This is a genomic window from Paractinoplanes pyxinae, from assembly GCF_026626335.1.
Lineage (GTDB): Bacteria > Actinomycetota > Actinomycetes > Mycobacteriales > Micromonosporaceae > Actinoplanes > Actinoplanes pyxinae.
This window is the reverse complement of sequence record NZ_JAPNTZ010000022.1, coordinates 42,813-65,458: the sequence shown is the minus strand read 5'-3', so window position 1 is coordinate 65,458 and position 22,646 is coordinate 42,813. Positions and strand designations below refer to the sequence as shown.

The window sequence follows — 22,646 nt, the reverse complement described above, 5'->3', positions numbered from 1 at the left end:
GGGATGATCAGCGGAAACGCAGTGCGGTCGGGCCCTGGACCTTGGAGCCGCGGCGCTGCTTGGCCGGCATGGCGGCCAGCTTCTCGCGCAGTTCCACCGCGTACGACGCCAGCGCCTCGACCAGGTCCGGCACGGAGGCGTGCTGGGGCTGGACGTCGACGCGCAGGCCGAACTCGGTGGCCGTCTCGGCGGTCTTGGGGCCGATCACCGCGACGACCGTGCGGGCGTGCGGCTTGCCGGCGATGCCGACCAGGTTGCGGACGGTGCTGGACGAGGTGAACAGCACCGCGTCGAAGCCGCCCGACTTGATCGCGTCGCGGATCTCGGCCGGCGGCGGCGCGGCCCGCACCGTCCGGTACGCGGTCACGTCGTCCACCTCCCAGCCCCGCTCGATCAGGCCGGCGGCCAGCGTCTCGGTGGCGATGTCGGCCCGGGGCAGCAGCACCCGGCCGACCGGGTCGAGGATCTCGTCGTGCGGCGAGAACTCGGCCAGCAGGCCCTCGCTCGACTGCTCGCCGGCCGGGATCAGCTCGGGCTGGATGCCGAAGTCCCGTACCGCAGCGGCCGTGGCCTCGCCGATACAGGCGATCTTCACGCCGCCGAAGTGGCGAGCGTCGAGGCCGTGCTCGTCGAACTTCTCCCACACCGCGCGGACGGCGTTGACCGAGGTGAAGACGACCCAGGCGTACCGGCCGTCGACCAGGCCCTTGACCGCGCGCTCCATCTGGGCCGGGGTGCGCGGGGGCTCGACCGCGATGGTCGGCACCTCGCACGGGATGGCGCCGTAGGCCCGCAGCCGCGCGCTCATCGCGCCCGCCTGCTCCTTCGTGCGCGGCACGAGCACCTTCCAGCCGTACAGCGGCCGGTTCTCCCACCAGCTCATCGAGTCGCGCTCGGAGACCTCGGAGCCGACGGTCAGCACGACCCGGCCGGTGAAGCCGAGCGCGGCGGCGACGAAACTGTCGACCGTGGACGTCGTCGTGTACTGCGTCTCGCCGGTGCCGTCGCCGGTCACCGCGACCGCGGTGCCGGGCTCGACGCCCGAGGCGAGCAGGCCGTCGCGGACGGCGGCGAGGTCACCGGCGTCGACGGCCACCGCGAACGAGCCCTTGAGGGCGGCCGCGGCCAGCGCGTCGAAGTCGAGGGCGGTCACGTCGCCGACGTCGGCGGTGACCCGGACGCCGGGCAGCGGCACACCGGCGTACGTGGCGACGCCCTCGGCCTGGCCCAGGCCGGGCACGACCTCGAAGTGAACGGCGGTGCGGGCGATCGCCTGCACCTCTTTGACCACGGATTCGTGGCCGAACGGGTCACCCGCCACGAGGTGCACGGCCGACAGGCCGGACTTGGCCGCGGACAGCAGCACCTTGGCGACGTCGCCGGGCGCTCCCTCGGCCGGGCTGAACTGTGCGTCCGCCTTGGCCTCGGCCCGGATGGCGGTGAGCAGCGAGTCGGGCACGCCTCGGTCGTAGACCACCTGGTCGGCATCGGTGAGCGCGGCGTGCGCGCGACGGGTCAGCAGCTCGGGATCGCCGGGTCCGGCGCCGACGAACGCGATGCGTCCTGCTGGCTTGCGGGCGGTGCGGGTGGTCATTCTGTGCTCCCGATCAGGGTGTCGGCGCCGGCGTCGAGGAGATCGGCGGCGAGCGCCTTGCCGATCTCCGCCGCGTCGGCGGGCGTTCCGGTGCGCGACAGCCGGATGGCTCGAACCCCATCCGGGCTGATCACCGCACCGCGCAGGTAAATCTCGTCGCCGTCCTCGCCCTCGGCGAGTTCGGCGTGTGCCGCAACCGGGGCGGAGCACCCGGCCTCGAGCGTGGCGAGCATCGCCCGTTCCGCCGTGACGGCGGCCCGGGACGGTGCGTGGTCGAGCGCGGCCAGCAGTTCGACCAGGTCTGCGTCGTCGGCCCGGCACTCCACGGCCAGCGCGCCCTGAGCCGGGGCGGGCAGCATGAGCATCGGGTCGAGCGTCTCCGCGATCTCGGCAACCCTGCCGATTCGCGCCACGCCGGCCCGGGCGAGAACGACGGCGTCCAGATCGGCCTCAGGTCCGTGAACCCGGGCGATCCGGCTGTCGATGTTCCCGCGGATCGGCGTGACCTGCAACTCTAGGCCCAAGGCGCGCAATTGCGCGATTCGGCGCACCGCCCCGGTCCCGATCACGGAGCCCGGCGGAAGCTCTGCCAGCGTCTTGCCGCCCTTGGCGATCAGCACGTCGCGCGGGTCCTCGCGCGTCGGGATGGCCGCGATGTGCAGGCCCGCGTGCGCGCCCGTGGGCAGGTCTTTGTACGAGTGCACGGCGAAGTCGATCTCACCGGCGAGCAGCGCGTCCCGCAGCGCCGAGACGAAGACACCCACGCCCAGCTGGGCGACCGGAGCCGAGGAGCGATCGCCCTGGGTGACGATGCGCACCAGCTCGACCGGCCGGCCGGTGGCCGCGGTCAGCGCGTCGGCGGTCAGCTGCGACTGGGCCAGGGCCAGCGTGCTGCCGCGGGTGCCGAGGCGCAGGGTACTCACGCCTGTCCTCCGATCTCGGGAACCGCATTCGCGGATGTGGCATGGGGCACGTCGAGGTCGAACAGCTCGCGCAGCAGGGCGGCGTACTGGTCGCCGCCGGGCTCGGCGGCCAGCTGGCGCACCCGTACGGTCGGGGAGTGCAGCAGCTGCTGGACGACGCGATGCAGCGTACGGGAAACGTCGGCCCGTTGCTCCTCGGTGAATTCCGACCGGCGGGAGTAGAGCTTGCGCAGCTCGGCCGAGACCACGTCCTCGGCGCGACCGCGCAGCGCGGCCACGGTGGGCGCGATGTCGGCGCCGCGCAGCCAGCCCAGGAAGTGATCGACCTCGCTGCTGACGATCTGCTCGACCGCGGCCGTCTCGGCGGCGGCCGGCATCGCGCGGCGGGTGGCGGCCAGGCTGTCGATGTCGATCACCGTCACGCCCGGGATGCCGGTCGCGTCGGGGGCCACGTCGCGCGGGACGGCCAGGTCGAGCACGACCAGCGGCGCCGCCGCCTCGAGCCGGGCCCGGGTGAGCACCGGCTCGGTCGACGCGGTGGCCGAGACGACCAGGTCGGCCTCGCGCAGGGCGGCGTCCAGCTCGTCGTACGGGACGGCGACGGCGCCGTACGCCTCGGCCAGCCGATCGGCCCGGGCGGCGCTGCGGTTGGTGATCCGCAGCGGGCCGACCCCGGCCCGAGTCAGGGTGGCCACCGACAGGGCGCCCATCGCGCCCGCGCCGACGACCAGCGCCCGCTTGCCGGTCAGATCGCCCAGCTCGGCCTCGGCCACGTCGAGCGCCGCGGTCACCACGCTCTGGCCGGCCCGGTCGATGCCGGTCTCGGCGTGCGCCCGCTTGCCGACCCGCAGCGCCTGCTGCATCAGCTCGTGAAGCAGGCGGCCGGCGGTGTCGGCCTCGCTGGCCGCGTGATAGGCGTCGCGCAGCTGACCGAGGATCTGCGACTCGCCCACGACCATCGAGTCGAGCCCGCTGGACACCTTGAACGAGTGCAGCACCGCCGCCTCGTCGTAGTGGACATAGAGGTGGCCGGCCAGTTCGGTGGCCGGGATGCCGGAGACCTCGGACAGGACGTTGCAGATGTCGCCGAGCCCGCCGTGGAACGTGTTCACCGCCGCGTAGATCTCCACCCGGTTGCAGGTGGAGAGGACGACCGCCTCGCCGACGAACGGCTGGGCGACCAGCTTCTCGAGCAGCCCGGGCACCGCGTGGTCGGCGATGGTGAGGCGTTCGAGCGTGGCGACGTCGGCGGTGCGGTAGGACGCACCGACGCTGAGGAGATTCACGACCCGACCGCCTCCTGATTGCCCGCTGCCGTAGCGGACCGGCCGCCCGGCAGCGCCGTCAGCGATGCCTTGCGGTGTTCGTGGAAAGAGAGAATCTGCAGCTCGATGGCGAGGTCGACCTTGCGCACGTCGACGTTGGCCGGTACCGAGAGCACGCACGGGGCGAAGTTGAGAATGCTGGTGACGCCCGCGTCGACCAGCACGTCGGCCACCGTCTGGGCGGCGCCGGCCGGGGTGGCGATCACACCGATGGCGATGTTCTCTTCGACGGCGACACGGCCCAGGTCTTCGATGTGGCGCACGGTCAGCCCCTGGATCTCTTCGCCGACCTTGGACACGTCGGCGTCGAAGAGCGCGACGATCTTGAAGCCGCGGCTGGCGAACCCGTCGTAGCCGGCCAGCGCGTGACCGAGATTACCCAGACCGACCAGGCAGACCGCCCGGCGCTGGTCGAGGCCGAGCACGTACTCGATCTGCTCGATCAGCAGGGCCACGTCGTAGCCGACGCCGCGCGTGCCGTACGACCCCAGGTGGGACAGGTCTTTGCGGAGCTTGGCCGAGTTGACCCCGGCCGCCGCGGCCAGACCCTCGCTGGAGACGGTGTCGGCACCGCCCTCGCCCAGGTTGTGCAGGGCGCGCAGGTATTCCGGCAGCCGGGCGATCGTCGCCTCCGGCAGATCCGGAAAGGCTGTGACGGCACCGGCGCGATCGCCTGGGGCATTACCGGGCGTGCTTCCGTGACGCTGCTGGCTCATCTGACTCCGTGCCGACGAGGTGGCGAACCTGAGCCCTCGGGCGCCTGGCTGAACCGGCTGTGCTACCGGGGCTCTCCGGAATCAAAGAGTAGGCGCTTGTGAAGGTGTGCACAAATCGCGATCTTGGTGGAGCGGGTGGACAAAGATCATCTGGCGTGCTATTGATCCCGGCCGGTTGAAGTATGCCCCGTTCTGACCAGCCCCGACCACCCTGCTACAGCGTACGGGCGATCGTGACCGCTTCGACCAGACTGTCCGCGACCGGACGACCCGACGCGCGTAACCGGGACGGGTCGGTGAACCCGCCGGTGTAGAGGACGATCTGCCCACCGACCGCGTCGGCCGCGGCCGCGTCGTCCAGCGAGTCACCGATCAGCACGACCTGCTCCCCCGTCAGACCCAGCCCGGCCAGGTGCTCGGCCAGATGACCCGCCTTGAGGTGGCCGCCCAGCTCGGCTCGCAGCCCGTCGACCCGGGTGAAGACCCCGGCCAGCCCGTACGTCTCGACGGCGGGCACCAGCTCGCTGTGGAACCACATGGACAGCAGCGACTGCGTGCCCGGCCACTGCTTGAGCGCCGCCGTCGCGTCCGCCGCCAGCGCCATGTCGGTCAGGCCCAGCCGGTACGCGTCGTGGAAGATCCGGTCGAGCCGGCCGAACTCCTCCTCGTCGACCGCCCGCTCGAGGATCTCGGCGTAGAACTCGGCCACCGGGCGGCGGAACCGGCTGCGATGCTCGTCGGCGTCGACCGCGCGCCCGCCGACCGCCGCGAAGGCCTCGTTGGTCGACGAGACGACCAGGCTGAGGTCGTCGAGCAGGGTTCCGTTCCAGTCCCAGACCAGGTGAGTACGCGTCACGGCCAAGAACCTACAGCCGGGGCTCCCCCGGCTGTCGAGCCAGATCGCGCAGCAGCCGGGACTCCTCGACCCGCCAGTAGCCGTGCTCGGCCCCGTCCAGCAGCACCACCGGCACCCGGTCGCCGTAGTCGCGTTCCAGCTCGATCGACGACGCGATGTCCACCCGCACCCACTGGCCCGGAACGATCCGGTCGAGGACTGCTTCGGCTTCCTCGCACAGGTGGCAGCCGTCGCGGCTGATCAAGGTCACTCGGCTCACGGCTTCAATTCTCTCTTGCGCACCTTGCCGGTGGCCGAGTGGGGAAGCTCACGGACCAGCTCGACGCTCGGCAGCTTGAACCGGGCCAGGTGGGCGGCGCAGTAGACCTGCAGCTCGGCCGGTGTGGGCGGCGGGTCGATGGCGGCCACGACGAACGCGTGCGGCCGCTGCCCGGCCTCATCGTCGGGCACCCCGACCACGGCCGACTCGGCCACCCCGGGGTGCCCGGCCAGCACCCGCTCGATCTCGGCCGGATAGACGTTGAAGCCGTGCACCAGGATCAGGTCGTCGACCCGGTCGACCAGGTGCAGATCGCCGTCGCCGTCGGCGTAGGCCACGTCGCCGGTGGCCCACCAGCCGTCCGCGTCCGGCCCGCCCCGCCCGTCGGGCCAGTAGCCAGAGAAGAGGTTGGCCCCGCGCACCACGATCTCTCCCGGGTCGGTGCCGGCCACATCTTCCACGGAGAGGTCGAGCTCGGCCAGGTCTTCCTCGGGCGAGATCGTGCCGTCCTCCCAGAGCACCTGACCGGCCGCGGACCGCAGCCGCAGCGAGACACCGGGCAGCGGCCGCCCGATCGAGCCGGGCTTGCCACGGTCGCTGACCGCCGTGGTGGTGAGCACCGGGGCGGTCTCGGTCAGCCCGTAACCGATCAGGACACTCTTGCCGGTCGCGGCGCCGAAGCGGGCCATCTCGTCCGGTGACAGCGGAGCGGCGCCACACACGGCGGTGCGCACGCTGCGTAGTGCGGTTTCCACTCCGGGCTGTCGCGACCAAGCCGAATACATTCCCGGTACGCCGACGACGACGGACACGCCGCGGTCGGCGATCACCGCCAGCGAGGCGCCCGGGTCGAACCGGTCGACCAGCACCCCGGTCGCCGCGTGCCGGGCGACCGAGCCGAGGCCGGTGTTGAGCCCGTAGGCGTGGAACAGAGGCACCGTGAGCAGCACGACGTCGTCCGGGCCGACCACCGCCGGGTCGATCGCGTCGAGCTGATCGTGGTTGGCGGCCAGAGCGGCGTGGGTGAGCATCGCGCCCTTGGGCCGGCCGCTCGTGCCCGAGGTGTAGAGCAGCACGGCCAGGTCGTGCGTGGCCACCCCGGGCAACGGGCCGCCCGACCCTTCCCGGTTCAGGTCGAGCCCCTCGGTCACCACCAGCCCGGCGTCGGCGTCGGCGACCGCAAAGTCGAGTTCGGCCGCCGAGTAGGCCGGGTTGAGCGGCACGGCCACCCGCCCGGCCCGCAGCACCCCGAAATAGGTGACGACGAAGTCCACCGACGTGCCCAGCACGATCGCCACCCGGCCGCCCGGCGGCACGATCTGGGCTATGTGGCGGGCCGCCGCGGTCACTCGCCGATCAACCTCGGACCAGGTCAGAACGGACTCGCCGGTGATGAGGGCGGGGTGGCCGGGCCGGCGCGCGGCCGCCTCGGCGACCGGATCGCGGGCTGCTTCGTCCACGAGGCACGAGTTTGGCACAAACATCCACGGAAGGGGACGCCGGACAGCTTGTCCGTCGCGCGGGTACCCCTGTCGGTCATCGTGTCAGACGTTCCTTGTGTCGCGTCTGCGCCACTTCGTACACTTTTCGCGCAGCGCACACGGTGTGCGACTCCGCGTATTCGGAGTCCGTGATACTTCGCGTCTAAGTAACGGACTCCAAAACCCTGGGTGAGGTCGGTCGGCAGTATCGCGGGCCACTTCACCCCTTTTGCTATGAGTGATCACCCCTCATCCCGAGGAGGCCGCTGTGCCACAAGCACGAAGAAACTGCATATCCCTGTCTGGCGGGACGGATCAGCAGTCGGAGCAGAGCCGCCGGGTCGAGGAGGCGCAGTGAGTCATGTTTACGCCGGGGATCCGTACAGCCGCTCCCTCGCCGACGGACTGACGGGCCTCCGCCACTCGGTCGACGGCATGATCGCCAACACCATTCGCGGCGACGGCCCCAAGCGGACCCGCAACCGCCCGCACATCAACGAGTCGCCGGGCCACCGGCTGCCGCCCACCGGTAACGCCAAGCCCATGAGTGGAGGCGGCCGAGTGGCCGTGCCCGGCCGTCCACCCATGCCCGCCCAGCCCACGGCCGGTCAGCGCAGCAACCTGCCCGAGGCGCCGGCCGTCGGCGAGCAGACGGTGGTGGTGCCGTCGCAGAGCACCACCGGCCCGCAGCGCGACGCCGAGCCGCCCAAGTATCCGGCCCGGCCCGACCCGGGCGACGCCGCGGCCGAGGTGTGGGCGCTGGTCGAGCGGGCCCAGGCCGGCGAGGCCGAGGCGTTCGGCCTGATCTACGACCGGTACGTCGACACTGTCTTCCGGTTCGTCTACTTCCGGGTCGGCAACCGCCAGCTCGCCGAGGACCTGACCTCGGACACGTTCCTGCGCGCGCTCAAGCGCATCGGCAGCTTCACCTGGCAGGGTCGCGACCTGGGGGCCTGGCTGGTCACGATCGCCCGCAACCTGGTCGCCGACCACTTCAAGTCGGGCCGGTACCGCCTTGAGGTCACCACCGGCGACGTGCTCGACGCCGACCGCGAGGCCCGCGGGCCCGAGGGCAGCCCCGAATCGTCGGTGGTCGACCACATCACCAACGTCGCCCTGCTCACCGCGGTCAAGCAGCTCAACCCAGAACAGCAGGAGTGCATCGTGTTGCGGTTCCTGCAGGGCTTCTCGGTGGCCGAGACCGCACAGACCATGGGCAAGAACGAGGGCGCGATCAAGGCACTGCAGTACCGCGCGGTTCGAGCGCTGGCGCGGCTGCTGCCGGACGGGTTTCAGGCGTGACCGCCTGCACCGAGCGGCACTCAGCCGCCGCCTTCGAACGGCCTCGCAGGCGAGGGCCAGAAGGGCACGCCAACCGCAAACTCGGCGTGACGGGACATCCGCCTTTTACCCGATGTGAGCCGTCGGTTCCCGTAACCGGGGACGCGTGTCGCGCGTTTGTCCGAGTGCGACCCCGGGCGGCCCGGCCGGGCACCGGTTTCGTCGCGACCGCCGGCGATGCTGCCGGTGAGACATTCACGAGCGAGGGGAGGTGCCCGCGGTGAACTTCGATTTCTTCGACAAGCGGAGCGCCGAGCGCTTCGCGGAGCTTCTCGACGAGAACACCGGCGGCCGCCGGCACCACAGCCGCGGCCCGGCCGATGAGCAGCTCGCCGAGCTGGTCGCCATCGGCAGCAGCCTGTCCGCGGCGCGGCCGGCCGCTCGGGTCGAACCCGAGTTCCGCACCGGCCTGCGGGCCATGCTGGTCGCCACGGCCGAGCGGGACGGCATCGGCCACACCGCGACGGCCGCCGACGCCGAGCCCGAACCGGCTGCGGCGGTCCGCAGCGGTGGGCTCCGCCACGGTCTTCTCGGCCACGGCGGCCGCATCCGGGCCCGGGGCGCCATCGTCATGGGAGTGGCCGCCGGCGCGCTGGCGGTCTCCGGTATCTCCGCGGCTAGCGAGAACGCATCACCGGGCGACGCCCTGTACGGGGTCAAGCGCTCGACCGAACGGGCCCAGCTGGCGATGGCCGGCTCGGACGTCACCCGGGGGCAGCTGTCGCTGGACTTCGCCCGCACCCGGCTGACCGAGGCGGCCGCCATGCCGGGCAGCGACACCGGCTTCGGTGGCGTGCTCGACGACATGGACGCGGACACCCGCAAGGGCGTCAAGCTGCTGACCACCGCGGCGGTGGCCCGCAAGGACAACAAGCCGCTGGCCACGATCGACTCGTTCGTCGATCAGCAGCGCCGGACGCTGTTCCCGGCCATGAACAAGCTGTCCGCTCCCAACCAGGAGCGGGCGCAGGCGTCGATCGGGCTGCTCGAGTCGGTGAGCGACCGCGCGGAGAGTCTGCGAAAGAGCTTGAGCTGCGAGAACGCCGTCTCGGCGGGCGTCGACAAGCTCGGTCCCAAGCTCAAGGGCTGCGCGGCCGACCACGACGACGCGGACAAGCAGGCCGCGCCGCCGCGCTCGTCCGGGCACAGCGGCAAGCAGGCTCCGCGGACCACCGCACCGGACGTCAAGAAGAGCCCGAAGGCGCCGCGGGTGAGTGACCCGGCGGTGGCGCCGGCCCTCTCGGCCGACGCGAAGCAGCCGGTGCCGAAGCGGACGCCGTCGCTGATGCCGGACCTGCCGCTCGGCGGCACCCCGGTGCAGTCGGACCCGCCGGTCGACGAAGCCCCGCAGCAGCAGCAACAGGTGCCGGGTGTGGAAGAGGACGGCGGGCTGAGCGGCCTGCTCGGCGGCATCTTCGGAAGCGACTGACACCTGAGAAGAAGGCCAGACATGGCGAGGGGCGGTGCCGGGATTTTACCCGGGGCCGCCCCTCACTTTTCACTGTAGGCTCACGAGCCGTCACGCTGAAGCGTTATCGACTCACAGCCCGAAGGGGTCGGGCCTTTTCTCCAGCAACTCGAGCAACGTGGCCTGGATGGTCTCGCGGACCTGGTCGGCCAGGTTGTAGACGACCATCGGATCGTCGGCCAGCTCGGTCAGGTGCTCGGTGGGGATCGGCGGGCAGAACTGGATCAGCCACTTGCTGGGCAGCGGCACCAGGCCCAGCGGGCCCAGCCACGGGAACGTCGGGGTGACCGGGAAGTACGGCACACCGAGCAGGCGGGCCAGCGGCTTGACGTCGGTGAGGATCGGATAGATCTCTTCGGCCCCGACGATCGCCACCGGGACGATCGGGGTGCCGGTGCGCAGCGCGGCCGAGACGAAGCCGCCGCGTCCGAAGCGCTGCAGCTTGTAGCGGTCGGCGAAGCGCTTGCCGATGCCCTTGAACCCCTCGGGGAAGACGCCGACCAGCTCGCCCGTGCTCATCAGCCGCTCGGCGTCCGGGTTGCAGGCCACCGTCGCGCCCGACTTGCGGGCCAGCTCGCTCACCACCGGCATGCGGAAGACCAGGTCGGCGCCGAGCAGGCGCAGGTGCCGCTCTTCCGGGTGCTGGTCGCGGATGGCCACGCCCAGCATGAGCGCGTCGAGCGCCAGCGTGCCCGAGTGGTTGGCCACCACGAGCGCGCCGCCCTTGGCGGGCACGTTCTCGATGCCGTACACCTCAGTGCGGAACCAGTCGTGGTAGAGCACCCGCAGCAGCGGCTGGAACACGGCGTCGTTGAGTTCCGGGTCGAAGCCGAACTCGTCGACCTCGTAGTTGCCGGTGAAACGGCGGCGCAGGAAGGCGAGGCCGCGGGCGACACGCTGATCCCACACGTCGATGGGGTCCGGTCGCTCCTCCGGGGCGGAGTGGGGTCCCCCGTTCATCGACGGCACCTCCGGGATCGGGCGTCGGCCGTTGACCCGGGCCGGCTCGGCCGGCCGGGGCAGGGTGAATTCGGCCTGCCCAGGCAGCATGCCCCGGAATTCGTCCTGGCTCAACGCCGGTCACCTCCGGCTGCCGCGCCGGCCCGTACCCGGCGGACGCCGTCGAGGATCGCCTGCTCGGCCGCGGCCAGCCGGTCGGCGGTGATCGAGGAGCCGTTGGCGTGGCCCCGGATGAAGTCGTCGAAGGACTCGGCCGTGGTGCGCGGCGTGAAGCCGAACTCGGCCACCAGCCGGCTCGTGTCGACCACGCGGCCGTGCACGAACAGGTCGATCTGGTCGAAGCCGATCTGGCCGATGCCCACGTTGCGGGCCACGCCGGCCAGGGTCGACAGCGTGCCCTCGGGCAGCGGCACCGAGATGCGACCGGCCCGGCGGATGGCCTGGGACAGCGCGAGAATGCCGGCGCCGGCCACGTTGAAAGTGCCCGGATGCTCCTCGATGACCGAGCGGTGCAGGATCTCGAGGGCGTCGTCGACGTGGACGAACTGCAGCCGGGCGTCGCGCCCGAGCACGGTCGGCACGACCGGCTGCGCGAAGTAGCGCGTCAGGGTCGTGTCGGCGGTGGAGCTGATGAACGGCGCGAACCGCAGCACGGTGGCCGACACCTCGGGCCGGCGGCGGCGGAAGCCACGCACGTAGCCCTCGATGTCGAGGATGTCGCGGGCGAACGAGCCACGCGGCACGGCCCGCGGCTCGGTGTCCTCGGTGAAGACGCCGGGGTCGCGGAAGGAAGCACCGTAGGCGGCCGTCGAGGAACGCACCACGAGCTTGCGCAACCGGGGTGCGGCCTGGGCGGCCGCGAGCAGCTGCATCGTGCCGATGACGTTCTGCTCTTTCATCGCCGCCCGGCCGTGCTGGTCGGGCGCGCTGGTCACCGCGAGATGCACGACGGCCTCGGCGCCCAGGTCGGCCAGGGCGCCCGACGCCGCGCGGGCGTCGGCCCGGATCAGCTCGACATCGGCCAGCAGCTCACGCAGAGCTGTGGGCGGTTCGTGCGGATCCAGGCCGACGACACGGTCGACCCGGGAATCAGCGGCGAGACGAGCGGCCACGCGGGCGCCGAGATATCGGCTGACTCCGGTGACCACGACGACGCGGGGCGGAGAGGTCACGTCGGGCGCACCTTCCGATGCGTGCGGGTGCTCACGGCAAGAACCTGCCCGGTTGGGTGGAGACCCAACCGCAGGTTACTTGCCGAGTTTGCGACGCTGGACGCGGGTCTTGCGCAGCAGCTTGCGGTGCTTCTTCTTCGCCATACGCTTGCGGCGCTTCTTGACCACGGAGCCCATACGAAAAGCCTCTCGAAACCTGGTGGCTCGGAGCGGGCACGCCGGGTGCGGCGGCCCGATTCCGATCTGAATCGACAGCCCCCGGCGCTACCACAGCCGGGAGCCAACCGCACCAGCGTACCGGCCCCTGCGGGGTCGAGCCAAAACGACCCCGGTGCGGGCCCTAGGCCGTCTGGGAGAAGGCGCCGCGCAGGTACTCGTGGACGGCGTGCTCAGGCACCCGGAAGGACCGCCCGACCCGTACGGCTGTGAGGTCGCCCCCGTGGACCAGCCGATAGACCGTCATCTTGGAAACCCGCATCAGGGCGGCCACCTCGGCCACGGTCAGGAACCGCACCTCCGAGAGCCGCTCCTCGGTCTGGGCTGGACCTGTCATGTCGTCGCACCGATCCTTTCTCCGGGCACAGGCCGCGGTGACCGGGAATGGTCAGCGACGCGGCGGAGAACGTACGTGTCATCAGAACGGTATCGATACCTCTGTGACCAAGGCGATGCGTTCCGTGAAAATGGCCGGAAAAGTCAAGGCCGACACGCCGGATCTGGTGGGTTATAGACCGAATTGTTGCCCGTGAGGCGGCTACCGCCCGACCAGACCACGTCCGACGGCGGTCACATTGCCCGGCCGCTCGGCCAGGCGGCGCACCAGATAGCCGTACCACTGCTCGCCGTACGGCAGATAAACGCGCACGACGTTGCCGCCGGCCGCCAGCCGGGCCTGCTCCTCGGTCCGCACGCCGTGCAGCATCTGGAACTCGTACTCGTCGGCCGTACGGTCGAACCAGCGCGCCCGGTCCTCCGCGATGGCGATCAGCCGGGGGTCGTGGGTGGCCACCATCGGGTAGCCGTCGCCCGACATGAGGATGTTGAGGCAGCGCACGAACGACTTGTCGATGTCGAGCGCCGACTGGAAGGCCACCGACTCCGGTTCCGCGTACGCGCCCTTGCAGAGCCGCACCCGTGAGCCGGCCGTGGCGAGCTCGCGGCAGTCGCCCTCGGTGCGGCGCAGGTGGGCCTGCAGTACGGCGCCCGTGCCCGGGTGGTCCTTCCGCAGCTCGGTCAGGATCTCGAGCGTGGAGTCGGTGAGGGTGTGGTCCTCCGCGTCCAGGGTCACCGTGGTGCCGGCCTCGGACGCGGCCGCACAGACCGCCTGCGCGTGCTCGTAGGCCAGTTTCTCGTCGAGTCGCTGGCCCAGAGCCGACAGCTTGACACTCACCTCAGCCGCGGGCACCAGCCCGGCGCCCTTGAGCCGGCCCAGCAGGGAGCGGTACTCGTCGCGGACCGCCACCGCCTGCTCCGCGCTGCGGGTCTCGGCCGACAAGTGCTCGAAGGTGACGGCCAGACCGTCGTCGGCCAGAACCCGGCCGGCTTGCAGCGCCGCGTCGATGTCGGCGCCGGCGACGAACCGGCGGGCGGCGTTCTTGCCGAAGGGCGCGGCGGCGGCGAGCCGCCCGAGACGGTCCGAACCGGCGGCGGCCAGGAGCAGGTGACGGAGCATGACCCGAGCGTATCGTCCGGAACACCCGGTATCGCGGGAGTGTCACCGGCGTAGTCAGCCGCAACGCTTATGTTCCCCGCGCTGTCCTGCGGCTACCTTTGTCGGGTGAACTTCGATGCGTACGCCCGTACCGCGGTCGACCTCGTCAACGCGGACTTGGGCGATCTGGCCGGGCTGCGGGCCCTGTTCGCCGACGAGCAGGGCTGGATGCGCGACGAGGTCGTCGACAAAGACGTGGCCGTGTTCCGCCGCGCTCAGCGCCGCCTGCGCGACGTCTTCGAGTACGGCACGTCCGGTCGCGACGCCGAGGCCGTCAAAGAGCTGAACGCCTTGCTCGAGGTGTTCCCGGTGCAGCCGCGCATCTCCGGCCACGACGCCGCCGACTGGCACATGCACGTCACCAGCCGCGGCTCGTCGGTCAGCGCGGAATACCTGGCCGGCGCGGCCTGGGGCCTGTCGGTGTGGCTGTGCGAGTACGGCAGCGCCCGCTTCGGCATCTGCGCCGACGAGCGCTGCGGCAACGTCTATCTCGACACGTCGTCCAACAACTGCCGCCGCTTCTGCTCGGAGCGCTGCGCCACCCGCTCACACGTGGCCGCGCATCGAGCCCGCAAGAGGGCCCAGAGCCTTACGCCCGCGTAATAGCGGGAGTAGCCGACTCGGCCGGCGCGAGGTGCTTGCGGGCGAACTCCAGCGACTCGCGCAGGTCGGCCTCGCGGACCGCGCGGCTGGCCGCCTTGCGGGTCGAGACCTCGAGCGCCACCGAGCCCTTGAAGCCGCGGGCCGAGAGCGACCGCAACAGCTCGGCGCAGGGCTGATTGCCACGGCCGGGCACCAGGTGCTCGTCGCGGCCCTCGCCGGTGCCGTCGCCCAGGTGCACGTGCTTGAGGCCGGCGCCCATCTTGTCGGCCATGCCGAGCGCGTTGATGCGCGACGCCGCGCAGTGCGACAGGTCGAGCGTGTAGGCGTCGAAGCCGGTCTCGGTCGGGTCCCAGCCCGGGGTGTAGGGCACGAACCAGCGGCCGGCCATCTTGACCGGGAACATGTTCTCGATCGCGAAGTCGAGGTCGGGGAAGCGTGCCTGGATCTTGGCCAGGCCGGACGCGAAGTTCTTGGCGTAGTCGCGCTGCCAGCTGAACGGCGGGTGCACCACGACGGTGGGGGCGCCAAGCGTCTCGGCCAGCTGGGCGGCCCGGGTCAGCCTCTCCCACGGGTCGGGGCTCCACACCCGCTGCGTGACCAGCAGGCAGGGGGCGTGCACCGACAGCACCGGCAGGTTGTAATGGTCGGACAGACCCTGCAGCGCACCGGCATCCTGGCTGACGCGGTCGGTCCACACCATGACCTCGAGGCCGTCGTAACCGGTCGTGGCGGCCAGTTCGAACGCGGCGGCCGTCGGCTCGGGGAAGACCGACGAGCTGGACAGAAGCACGGGGACGCGGGAACTCACGAGGTCAAGGGTAGACCCGTTTGTCGCGTACGCCTTCTCCTCGACCGGGTATATGCGGCCATACCGGGCGTCGGCTCGGGGACAACCGGTCCGCGCGCGTACGCTGTCGCAGGTGAGCCGCCGTGAACCGATCCGCATCACCCTGGACCCCGCGGCAGCCGCCCGCGCGGCCGAGGTCGACCTCGACTTTCCTCGTGAGTGGATCGAATTCCTCGACCCCGACGACGAGAAGCACCTCGTGCGAGCCGACCTGACCTGGCTGCTGTCCCGGTGGACCTGCGTCTTCGGCTCGGCCTGCCACGGCATCGTGGCCGGCCGCGCGCAGGACGGCTGCTGCTCGCACGGGGCGTTCTTCACCGACGCCGACGACGAGAACCGGGTCAAGGCGGCCGCGGCCAAGCTGACGCCCGAGACGTGGCAGCACTACCGCAAGGGCTTCAAGAACTACACCGAGATGGACACCATCGACGGCGCGAAGCCGGCCCGGCGTACGGCCATCCAGTCCGAGGACGGTCCGTGCGTCTTCCTCAACGACGCGAACTTCGCCGGCGGCGGTGGCTGCGCCCTGCACGCCCAGGCGTTGCGCGACGGCGTCCACCCGCTTGAATACAAGCCGGACGTGTGCTGGCAGTTGCCGGTCCGCCGCGAGCAGGACTGGATCAAGCGGCCGGACGGCACGAAGCTGCTGCAGTCGACGCTGACCGAGTTCGACCGGCGCGGCTGGGGTCCCGGCGGGCACGACCTGGACTGGTGGTGCACGTCATCGCCGGACGCCCACGTCGGCAGCGATCCGATGTACATCTCGTACGCGCCGGAACTGACCGCCCTGATCGGCAAGGGCGCCTACGAGCGACTGGCCGAACTGTGCGACGCCCGGATCAAGTCGGGCCTGGTTGCCGTGCACCCGGCCACGGTGGCCGCCGCCAAGACCGCGGCGCCGAAGAAGCGCGGCGGACGTGAGCCCGCCGCACCCCCGAATTCCTGAAGGCTGAGCTTAGGGCTCGAACTTGTAGCCCAGGCCGCGGACCGTGACGATGTAGCGCGGCGCCGACGGCTCGGGCTCCACCTTGGACCGCAGCCGCTTGACGTGCACGTCCAGGGTCTTGGTGTCGCCCACGTAGTCGGCGCCCCAGACCCGGTCGATCAGCTGGCCGCGGGTGAGCACCCGCCCCGCGTTGCGCAGCAGCAGTTCGAGCAGCTCGAACTCTTTGAGCGGAAGCTGCACGCCGGCGCCGTCGACCGTGACGACGTGCCGCTCGACGTCCATGCGGACCGGGCCGGCGGCCAGCGTCGGGGTCGTGACCTCGGCCGCCTCGGTGCCCTGGCGGCGCAGCACGGCGCGGATGCGGGCGACCAGTTCCCGCGGGGAGTACGGCTTGGTCACGTAGTCGTCGGCGCCGATCTCGAGCCCGACAACCTTGTCGATCTCGCTGTCACGCGCGGTGACCATGATGATCGGAACGGCGGAGCGCTGCCGCAGCTGGCGGCAGACCTCGGTGCCGGACATCTCGGGAAGCATGAGGTCGAGCAGCACGATGTCGGCACCGGTCCGGTCGAACTGCGTCAGCGCCGAGGTCCCGGTCGGGGCGACCGACACCTCGAAGCCCTCCTTGCGCAGCATGTACGACAGGGCGTCGGAGAACGACTCCTCATCTTCGACCACGAGCACGCGGGCCAATGTGGTTCCTTCCATCTTCCGGCTGCCGGCCATCATCTTCCGGCCGTACCGGACTCGATCTCAATTGCCGTCGGTAACGGCAAGGGGGCTTCGGGGGGTCGCGCCGGTAGGCGCAGGGTGAACGTCGAACCGTCGCCCAGGGTGCTGGTCACGTCGACCCGGCCCCCGTGGTTGGTCGCGATGTGCTTGACGATCGCCAGGCCCAGGCCGGTGCCGCCGGTGGACCGGGAACGGGCCTGGTCGGCGCGGTAGAAGCGCTCGAAAATACGGTCAACGTCGTGCGGCGCGATGCCGATGCCCTGGTCGGCCACGTCGATCTCGACCCAGTCGTCGCCGTGGCGCAGAGTTAGCTCGACCTTGGTGTCGTCGCCCGAGTAGGCGATCGCGTTCTCGACCAGGTTGGTCACCGCGGTAGCGACCTGACTGTCGCTGCCGTAGACGGTGGCGCCCTTGGGGCCGCTGTAGACGACTTCGATGCTCTTGGCCGAGGCGGTGGTGCGCGTGCGGTCGATGACCTCGGCGATCACCCAGTCGACCGAGACCGGCTCGGGCGTGGGCAGCGGCTCGGCGCCCTGCAGCCGGGTCAGTTCGAGCAGTTCGCTGACCAGCCGGCCCATGCGGGCCGACTCGTGGTGGATGCGCTCGGCGAACCGGCGGGCGGCGAGCAGGTCTTCCGACTGTTCCTCGTCGGGGTCGGCGGCCGGCAGCTCGGTCGCGTCGAGCAGCGCCTCGGCCAGCAGCTGGAGGGCGCCGATGGGAGTCTTGAGCTCGTGGCTGACGTTGGCCACGAAGTCGCGCCGGACGCGGGCCAGCCGGTGCGATTCGGTGACGTCGGCCGCCTCGATCGCGACGTGCGAGGAGTTGAGCGCGACGGCGCGCAGGTGCAGGCCGAGCGGCGCGGCGGCGGCGCCGGCCCGGCCGCGGGGCAAGTCGAGCTCGACCTCGCGGCGGACACCGGTGCGGCGGACCTGCCCGGCCAGCGTACGAAGTATGGGGTGGGCGGCGATCGTGCCGGGCGCGCCGCCGGACCGCAGCAGGCCCATCGCGCGGGCGGCCGGGTTGACCAGCACCGGGTGGTCATCGGCGTCGAGGACCACCACGCCGACACGCAGCGAATCGAGGCTCTTGCGACCCAGCCCCTTCATGCCGTGCTTGCCGGACTCCGGCTCCTCCGTGTCGATGGCGCTTCCCCCCTTGTGCAGCCGGTCGCCGGTTGCCCTACCCGGAGACATGCGAACCCGCATCAACAGCCCTCCCGCGACCACGCCGGCGACAAGCGCGACAATGATCAAGGGGATGCCGTAGGCCAGGTCCACGCTGCGATCGTAGGGTCATTGTTTACCTGGCTACTAGTATCAGCCGGACATATCGGGCACGCGTCGAATAATGTTCACCACTGCGCCCGGCGTCGTTCATCGCCGTTCACGCGACCGCCGCCGGGCCCGCATAGTTTGAAGGCCAACCACGGTCGTGCCCTGCGCAACGGGACGGCCCCACCGAAACCCCGGGACGAGGACATGCGCGAGGAGTTCCAGTCGGACCTCAACGAGGTCAGCCGCCTGCTGGTGACAATGGCGGAGGCCGTGCGCGAGGCGATGCGCAAGTCGACGATCGCCCTGCTCACCGCCGACCTGAAGGCCGCCCAGGCGGTCATCGAGCGCGACCACGAGGTCGACGAGATCTACAGCCAGGTCGAGGCCAAGGTGGCCGACACCATCGCCCGCCAGGCGCCGGTCGCCTCCGACCTGCGCATGGTCATCACGGCTCTGCACATCTCGGCCGACCTCGAGCGCATGGGCGACCTGGCCGAGCACGTGGCCAAGACGGCCCAGCGGCGGCACCCGTCGCCGGCCGTGCCGGCCGAGCTGCGCCCGGTCTTCAAGGGCATGGCCGAGGTGGCCGACCAGATGGCCGAGAGCATCGCCAACCTGCTGGCCAAGCCGAACGCCGAGCTGGCGGCCAAGCTCGAGCACGAGGACGACGAGATCGACGAGCTGGAGCGTCAGCTCTTTAAAATCATGCTGGACGACGACTGGCCGTACGGCGCGGAGACCGCGATCGACGGCGCGCTGCTGGGCCGCTTCTACGAGCGGTACGCCGACCACGCCGTCAACGTGGGCGAGCAGCTCGTGTACCTGATCACCGGAGAGCCGGTGGGCGACCAGAGCTGAGCTGACGCTCGCCTGGTCGCGCGGAGGCCGGGACGCCACGGGGGCGTCCCGGCCTCTTGCTGTTCAGCGCCGGAAAGGCTCAGCGGCCCTGGTTGGCGACCGCGGCCGCCGCTTCCTTCGCGGCCTCGGGGTCGAGGTACTCGCCGCCCGGCTTGAGCGGGCGCAGGTCGTCGTCGAGGTCGTAGCGCAGCGGGATGCCGGTCGGAATGTTCAGCTTCGAGATCGCCTCGTCCGAGATGCTGTCGAGGTGCTTCACGAAGGCGCGCAGCGAGTTGCCGTGCGCGGCGACCAGCACGGTCTTGCCGGCCCGCAGATCCGGCACGATCTCGTCGTACCAGTAGGGCAGGGCCCGCACCAGCACGTCCTTCAGGCACTCGGCCTTCGGCTTGGCCTCGGACGGCAGCAGCGCGTATCGCGGGTCGTCGAACTGCGCAAACTCGGAGCCGGCCTCGATCGGGGGCGGGGGCACGTCGTACGAGCGCCGCCAGAGCATGAACTGCTCCTCGCCGTACTGCTCGAGGGTCTGCTTCTTGTCCTTGCCCTGCAGGGCGCCGTAGTGACGCTCGTTGAGCCGCCACGACCGCTTCACCGGGATCCAGTGGCGGTCGGTGATGTGCAGCGCGATCTCGCTCGTCCGGATGGCGCGGCGCAGGACGCTGGTGTGCACCACGTCCGGCAGTACGCCGCTTTCCTTCAGCAGCTCGCCACCGCGGCGGGCCTCGGCCTCCCCCTTGGCGTCGAGGTCGACGTCGACCCAGCCGGTGAAGAGGTTCTTGGCGTTCCACTCGCTGTTGCCGTGTCGCAGCAGCACCAAAGTCCCTGTCATGAACACCATCCTGCCGCAGCCACCTGAACAGCGAGCGCCGACCCCGTTGAAAACGAGTTGCCCGACCTCTTAGGTTGTAAGGGAACAAAGCTTGATCAGTCATTACGGGGGACAGCGTGCGGAGTTGGTTCGACCAGGCCGTCGGCGGTTTGCCAAGGCAGTTCTGGCTGCTCTGGACGGGCACGCTGATCAACCGGCTGGGCTCGTTCGTGGTGATCTTCCTGGCCATCTACCTGACCGGCGAGCGGCACTTCTCGCAGAGCCAGGCCGGCCTGGTCATCGGCCTGTACGGGGTCGGCGGCGCGCTCGGCACCACGGTCGGCGGCGTGCTGGCCGACCGCTGGGGCCGCAAGCCCACGATGCTGACCGCGCAGTTCGGCGCGGCGGCGCTGATGCTCGGGCTCGGCTTCGCCCACCACTACGGCGAGATCCTGGCCGTCACCTTCCTGCTCGGCTTCTTCAGCGAGGCGGTGCGACCGGCGTTCTCGGCCATGATGGTCGACGTCGTGCCCGACCGGGACCGGGTGCGGGCGTTCTCGCTGAACTACTGGGCCATCAACCTCGGCTTCGCGCTGGCCGCGGTGGGCGCCGGCCTGGCCGCCAAGGTCGACTACCTGCTGCTGTTCGTGGTCGACGCGGGCACCACCCTGGTCACCGCTCTCATCTGCCTGATCTTCATCCGAGAGACCCATCCGTCCCGTACGGCGGTCCGGGTGCCCCGTGGTGAGGCGGGCGGCATGATCACCGTGCTCCGCGACCGCGTCTTCATCACGTACCTGCTGGTCTCGGTGGGCGGCATCGTCGTCATGATGCAGCACCTGTCGACGCTGCCGATCGCCATGACGTCCGAGGGGTTGTCGGCGGCGACGTACGGCTGGGTCATCGCGGTCAACGGCGTGCTCATCGTGGTCGGGCAGTTGTTCGTCCCCAAGCTGATCGAGGGACGCGATCCCGCCCGGGTGCTGGCGCTGGGCTCGCTGATCATCGGGGTCGGCTTCGGGCTCAACGCGCTGGCCCACGCGTCCTGGTTCTTCGCGCTCAGCGTGATCATCTGGACGCTGGGCGAGATGATCCAGTCGCCCAGCAACGCGACCACGGTGGCGGCGCTCTCCCCCGCCAGCCTGCGCGGGCGCTACCAGGGGCTGAACTCGCTCTCGTGGTCGGCCGGCACCGCCCTGGCTCCGATCGCGGGCGGCTTCACACAGCAGCACCTCGGTAACACGGCCCTGTGGATCGGCTGCTTCCTGGTGTGCGCGCTGGTCGCCCTCGGGCACATCCTCGCCGGACCGAGCCGTCGCCGGCGGATCGCTTCCCTCGGGGTCACCGCGCCGGTCGCACCCGAGCCCCTGCCTGACGTGCCCGCGACCGCCGAACCGATGCCGCGCTAGGGTCGATCTGTAAAGACGGTTTACTACAGGGAGTGCGGCCCGTGCGGGCATGGCTTCGCGACACGGCCGGCGGGCTGTCCGCCACGTACTGGTATCTCTGGACGGGCCTGCTGATCAACAAGGTCGGCGGCTTCGCGGTGCTTTTCCTCTCGCTGTACCTGACCTCGCAGCGCGGCGCGGGCACCGCCCAGGCCGGGTTGATCGTCGGCACGTACGGCATCGGGGGTCTGCTCGGCACCCTGGCCGGCGGCGTTCTCACCGACCGCTGGGGCCGGCGCCGTACGCTGCTCGTCTCCCACTTCGCCACGGTGGCCGCCCTGGCCCTGCTCGCCTTCACCACGCCGCTTCCCGCGATCGCGGCTCTGTGCGCTTTGCTGGGTATCGCCCAGTCGATGGCCGCGCCCGCGTTCGTCGCCGCGATCATCGACGTGACTCCCGCCGAGAAGCGGTCGCGCGCCTTCAACCTGCAGTTCTGGGCGCTCAATCTCGGCCTGGCGGGCGCCTCGCTGCTGGCCGGACTGCTGGCTCAGTGGAGCTACCAGGGCCTGTTCCTGATCGACGCCGCCTGCACCCTGGCCACCGGCGTCTTGATCGCGTGGAAGGTCCCGGAAACGCTCCGCCCCGCCATGTTCTCGCCGACCCCGTCCGCCTTCTCCACGGCATCGACGGACCCACCGGCCAGCTTTTCCTCGGCATCAGACGGCACGCCGGCCGGGACACGCAAGCCGGCGACCTCACCCGGCGGGCTGGGAACCGTGCTCACCGACCGGATCTTCCTGGTCTTCGTGGGCCTCACGCTGATCCAGGCGCTCATCTACACCCAGGCGAGCACGATCGTGCCGCTGGCCATGCACGCGGACGGCCTGAGCCCGTCGGCCTACGGCGCAGTGGTGGCCCTGGGCGGCGCCCTGATCGTCGTCGGCCAACTGTTCATCCCCCGCCTGATCGACGGCCGCCGCAAAGCCCGAGTGCTGGCGCTGGCCCTGCTGCTGAATGGCGCCGGCTTCGCCGCGCTGGCCATCGCCGACCATCTGGCTCTCTATCTGACCGCGGCCGTGATCTGGACGCTCGGCAGCATGCTGGCCGCACCCCCGAACGCCGAGATCAACTCAGAGCTCGCCCCCTTGGCCCTGCGCGGCCGCTACCAGGCGGTGTTCTTCCTGACCTTCCCCGCCGCGTCTTTCCTGGCCCCCTCGCTGGGCGGCGCCGGCCTGCAATACCTCGGCAACGCGCACTGGCTGGTCATCGGCGCTCTCGGCGCCGCCGCGGCCGCCCTGCACCTGATGGCCGGCCCACCACGGGAACGACGGGTGGCAGCGATCCGCTCCGAGACATCCGCCACCGCAAACGTGGCCTGATTCCGGGC

At 70.9% G+C, this 22,646-nt stretch carries 23 protein-coding genes; 7 read left to right on the top strand and 16 right to left on the bottom strand.

The features are described 5' to 3' along the window. Positions 1-7: 7 nt before the first annotated feature. The 7 genes from OWR29_RS43120 to OWR29_RS43090 all read right to left on the bottom strand — a co-directional run bounded on the left by OWR29_RS43120 (position 8) and on the right by OWR29_RS43090 (position 7,157). Positions 8-1,594, bottom strand: a complete 1,587-nt coding sequence (locus tag OWR29_RS43120) for a bifunctional uroporphyrinogen-III C-methyltransferase/uroporphyrinogen-III synthase (protein WP_267569431.1) — start codon at positions 1,592-1,594, stop codon at positions 8-10. After that, positions 1,591-2,517 (bottom strand): hydroxymethylbilane synthase, encoded by a 927-nt coding sequence (hemC, locus tag OWR29_RS43115; RefSeq protein ID WP_267569430.1) that lies wholly within the window; start codon positions 2,515-2,517, stop codon positions 1,591-1,593. Before hemC ends, OWR29_RS43120 begins: the two co-directional genes overlap by 4 nt. Continuing rightward, a complete protein-coding gene (locus tag OWR29_RS43110) occupies positions 2,514-3,803 on the bottom strand; it encodes a glutamyl-tRNA reductase (RefSeq protein ID WP_267569429.1) in 1,290 nt (429 codons plus the stop codon). Before OWR29_RS43110 ends, hemC begins: the two co-directional genes overlap by 4 nt. Further along, positions 3,800-4,558, bottom strand: a complete 759-nt coding sequence (locus OWR29_RS43105; RefSeq protein ID WP_267569428.1) for a redox-sensing transcriptional repressor Rex — start codon at positions 4,556-4,558, stop codon at positions 3,800-3,802. Before OWR29_RS43105 ends, OWR29_RS43110 begins: the two co-directional genes overlap by 4 nt. A gap of 214 nt (positions 4,559-4,772) precedes the next feature. Beyond that, the gene (locus tag OWR29_RS43100; RefSeq protein WP_267569427.1) at positions 4,773-5,414 is read right to left on the bottom strand and encodes an HAD family hydrolase; all 642 of its coding nucleotides are present in this window, start codon (positions 5,412-5,414) and stop codon (positions 4,773-4,775) included. 10 nt (positions 5,415-5,424) lie between these two features. Further along, on the bottom strand, positions 5,425-5,673 hold the full coding sequence (locus OWR29_RS43095; protein ID WP_267569426.1) for a glutaredoxin family protein: 249 nt from the start codon (positions 5,671-5,673) through the stop codon (positions 5,425-5,427). Further along, positions 5,670-7,157: a class I adenylate-forming enzyme family protein gene (locus OWR29_RS43090; RefSeq protein WP_438872726.1), complete on the bottom strand. Its 1,488-nt coding sequence runs from the start codon at positions 7,155-7,157 to the stop codon at positions 5,670-5,672. Before OWR29_RS43090 ends, OWR29_RS43095 begins: the two co-directional genes overlap by 4 nt. 432 nt (positions 7,158-7,589) lie before the next feature. Between OWR29_RS43090 and OWR29_RS43085 the strand changes: the two genes are divergently transcribed. Continuing rightward, positions 7,590-8,456, top strand: a complete 867-nt coding sequence (locus tag OWR29_RS43085; RefSeq protein WP_438872731.1) for an ECF subfamily RNA polymerase sigma factor, BldN family — start codon at positions 7,590-7,592, stop codon at positions 8,454-8,456. A gap of 259 nt (positions 8,457-8,715) precedes the next feature. Next, positions 8,716-9,924, top strand: coding sequence for a DUF5667 domain-containing protein (locus OWR29_RS43080; RefSeq protein WP_267569423.1), 1,209 nt, complete (start codon positions 8,716-8,718; stop codon positions 9,922-9,924). 111 nt (positions 9,925-10,035) lie between these two features. Here the strand turns inward: OWR29_RS43080 and OWR29_RS43075 are convergent, their stop codons facing one another. From OWR29_RS43075 to OWR29_RS43055, 5 genes are all read right to left on the bottom strand, one after another. Then, positions 10,036-11,037, bottom strand: coding sequence for a lysophospholipid acyltransferase family protein (locus OWR29_RS43075; RefSeq protein WP_267569422.1), 1,002 nt, complete (start codon positions 11,035-11,037; stop codon positions 10,036-10,038). Next, positions 11,034-12,095 carry an NAD-dependent epimerase/dehydratase family protein gene (locus OWR29_RS43070; RefSeq protein ID WP_267569421.1) on the bottom strand — a complete coding sequence of 354 codons (1,062 nt, stop codon included), beginning with the start codon at positions 12,093-12,095 and terminating at the stop codon, positions 11,034-11,036. Before OWR29_RS43070 ends, OWR29_RS43075 begins: the two co-directional genes overlap by 4 nt. Before the next feature lie 75 nt (positions 12,096-12,170). Further along, on the bottom strand, positions 12,171-12,272 hold the full coding sequence (locus tag OWR29_RS43065) for a 30S ribosomal protein bS22 (RefSeq protein ID WP_020520584.1): 102 nt from the start codon (positions 12,270-12,272) through the stop codon (positions 12,171-12,173). Positions 12,273-12,435: 163 nt separating this feature from the next. After that, positions 12,436-12,648, bottom strand: coding sequence for a helix-turn-helix domain-containing protein (locus OWR29_RS43060; protein ID WP_203784881.1), 213 nt, complete (start codon positions 12,646-12,648; stop codon positions 12,436-12,438). Between the two features lie 201 nt (positions 12,649-12,849). Then, the gene (locus OWR29_RS43055; protein WP_267569420.1) at positions 12,850-13,767 is read right to left on the bottom strand and encodes a proline dehydrogenase family protein; all 918 of its coding nucleotides are present in this window, start codon (positions 13,765-13,767) and stop codon (positions 12,850-12,852) included. 105 nt (positions 13,768-13,872) lie between these two features. Between OWR29_RS43055 and OWR29_RS43050 the strand changes: the two genes are divergently transcribed. Beyond that, positions 13,873-14,409: a CGNR zinc finger domain-containing protein gene (locus OWR29_RS43050; RefSeq protein ID WP_267569419.1), complete on the top strand. Its 537-nt coding sequence runs from the start codon at positions 13,873-13,875 to the stop codon at positions 14,407-14,409. On the opposite strand, the gene OWR29_RS43045 is transcribed toward OWR29_RS43050, so the two are convergent. Continuing rightward, a complete protein-coding gene (locus OWR29_RS43045) occupies positions 14,396-15,217 on the bottom strand; it encodes a sugar phosphate isomerase/epimerase family protein (RefSeq protein ID WP_267569418.1) in 822 nt (273 codons plus the stop codon). The genes OWR29_RS43050 and OWR29_RS43045 overlap by 14 nt on opposite strands. Before the next feature lie 112 nt (positions 15,218-15,329). On the opposite strand from OWR29_RS43045, the gene OWR29_RS43040 reads away from it, so the two are divergent. Continuing rightward, positions 15,330-16,202 (top strand): DUF3109 family protein, encoded by an 873-nt coding sequence (locus tag OWR29_RS43040; protein ID WP_267569417.1) that lies wholly within the window; start codon positions 15,330-15,332, stop codon positions 16,200-16,202. A gap of 9 nt (positions 16,203-16,211) precedes the next feature. Here the strand turns inward: OWR29_RS43040 and OWR29_RS43035 are convergent, their stop codons facing one another. Both OWR29_RS43035 and OWR29_RS43030 read right to left on the bottom strand, forming a co-directional pair. Then, complete coding sequence (locus tag OWR29_RS43035; protein ID WP_267569542.1) at positions 16,212-16,895, bottom strand: response regulator; 684 nt, start codon at positions 16,893-16,895, stop codon at positions 16,212-16,214. A 32-nt stretch (positions 16,896-16,927) separates the two neighbouring features. Then, the gene (locus tag OWR29_RS43030; protein WP_267569541.1) at positions 16,928-18,139 is read right to left on the bottom strand and encodes a sensor histidine kinase; all 1,212 of its coding nucleotides are present in this window, start codon (positions 18,137-18,139) and stop codon (positions 16,928-16,930) included. A gap of 273 nt (positions 18,140-18,412) precedes the next feature. Between OWR29_RS43030 and phoU the strand changes: the two genes are divergently transcribed. Further along, on the top strand, positions 18,413-19,066 hold the full coding sequence (phoU, locus tag OWR29_RS43025) for a phosphate signaling complex protein PhoU (protein ID WP_267569416.1): 654 nt from the start codon (positions 18,413-18,415) through the stop codon (positions 19,064-19,066). A gap of 79 nt (positions 19,067-19,145) precedes the next feature. Here phoU and OWR29_RS43020 read toward each other — a convergent pair whose 3' ends face one another. Continuing rightward, positions 19,146-19,892 (bottom strand): phosphoglyceromutase, encoded by a 747-nt coding sequence (locus OWR29_RS43020; protein WP_267569414.1) that lies wholly within the window; start codon positions 19,890-19,892, stop codon positions 19,146-19,148. Positions 19,893-20,008: 116 nt separating this feature from the next. Here OWR29_RS43020 and OWR29_RS43015 point away from each other — a divergent pair, with 116 nt between their 5' ends. Together OWR29_RS43015 and OWR29_RS43010 are read left to right on the top strand one after the other, a co-directional pair. After that, entirely contained in the window at positions 20,009-21,280 is a 1,272-nt protein-coding gene (locus tag OWR29_RS43015) for an MDR family MFS transporter (protein ID WP_267569413.1), read from the top strand. Between the two features lie 32 nt (positions 21,281-21,312). Then, positions 21,313-22,638 carry an MFS transporter gene (locus OWR29_RS43010; protein ID WP_438872725.1) on the top strand — a complete coding sequence of 442 codons (1,326 nt, stop codon included), beginning with the start codon at positions 21,313-21,315 and terminating at the stop codon, positions 22,636-22,638. Positions 22,639-22,646: the final 8 nt, after the last annotated feature.

Bases quoted from the DNA above. Each gene is read 5' to 3' on its own strand.
- OWR29_RS43120 (WP_267569431.1), bottom strand. From the start codon at position 1,594: ATGACCACCCGCACCGCCCGCAAGCCAGCAGGACGCATCGCGTTCGTC.
- OWR29_RS43105 (WP_267569428.1), bottom strand. From the start codon at position 4,558: ATGAGCCAGCAGCGTCACGGAAGCACGCCCGGTAATGCCCCAGGCGAT.
- OWR29_RS43090 (WP_438872726.1), bottom strand. From the start codon at position 7,157: ATGTTTGTGCCAAACTCGTGCCTCGTGGACGAAGCAGCCCGCGATCCG.
- OWR29_RS43085 (WP_438872731.1), top strand. From the start codon at position 7,590: ATGATCGCCAACACCATTCGCGGCGACGGCCCCAAGCGGACCCGCAAC.
- OWR29_RS43065 (WP_020520584.1), bottom strand. From the start codon at position 12,272: ATGGGCTCCGTGGTCAAGAAGCGCCGCAAGCGTATGGCGAAGAAGAAG.
- OWR29_RS43060 (WP_203784881.1), bottom strand. From the start codon at position 12,648: ATGACAGGTCCAGCCCAGACCGAGGAGCGGCTCTCGGAGGTGCGGTTC.
- OWR29_RS43055 (WP_267569420.1), bottom strand. From the start codon at position 13,767: ATGCTCCGTCACCTGCTCCTGGCCGCCGCCGGTTCGGACCGTCTCGGG.
- OWR29_RS43030 (WP_267569541.1), bottom strand. From the start codon at position 18,139: ATGCGGGTTCGCATGTCTCCGGGTAGGGCAACCGGCGACCGGCTGCAC.
- phoU (WP_267569416.1), top strand. From the start codon at position 18,413: ATGCGCGAGGAGTTCCAGTCGGACCTCAACGAGGTCAGCCGCCTGCTG.
- OWR29_RS43020 (WP_267569414.1), bottom strand. From the start codon at position 19,892: ATGACAGGGACTTTGGTGCTGCTGCGACACGGCAACAGCGAGTGGAAC.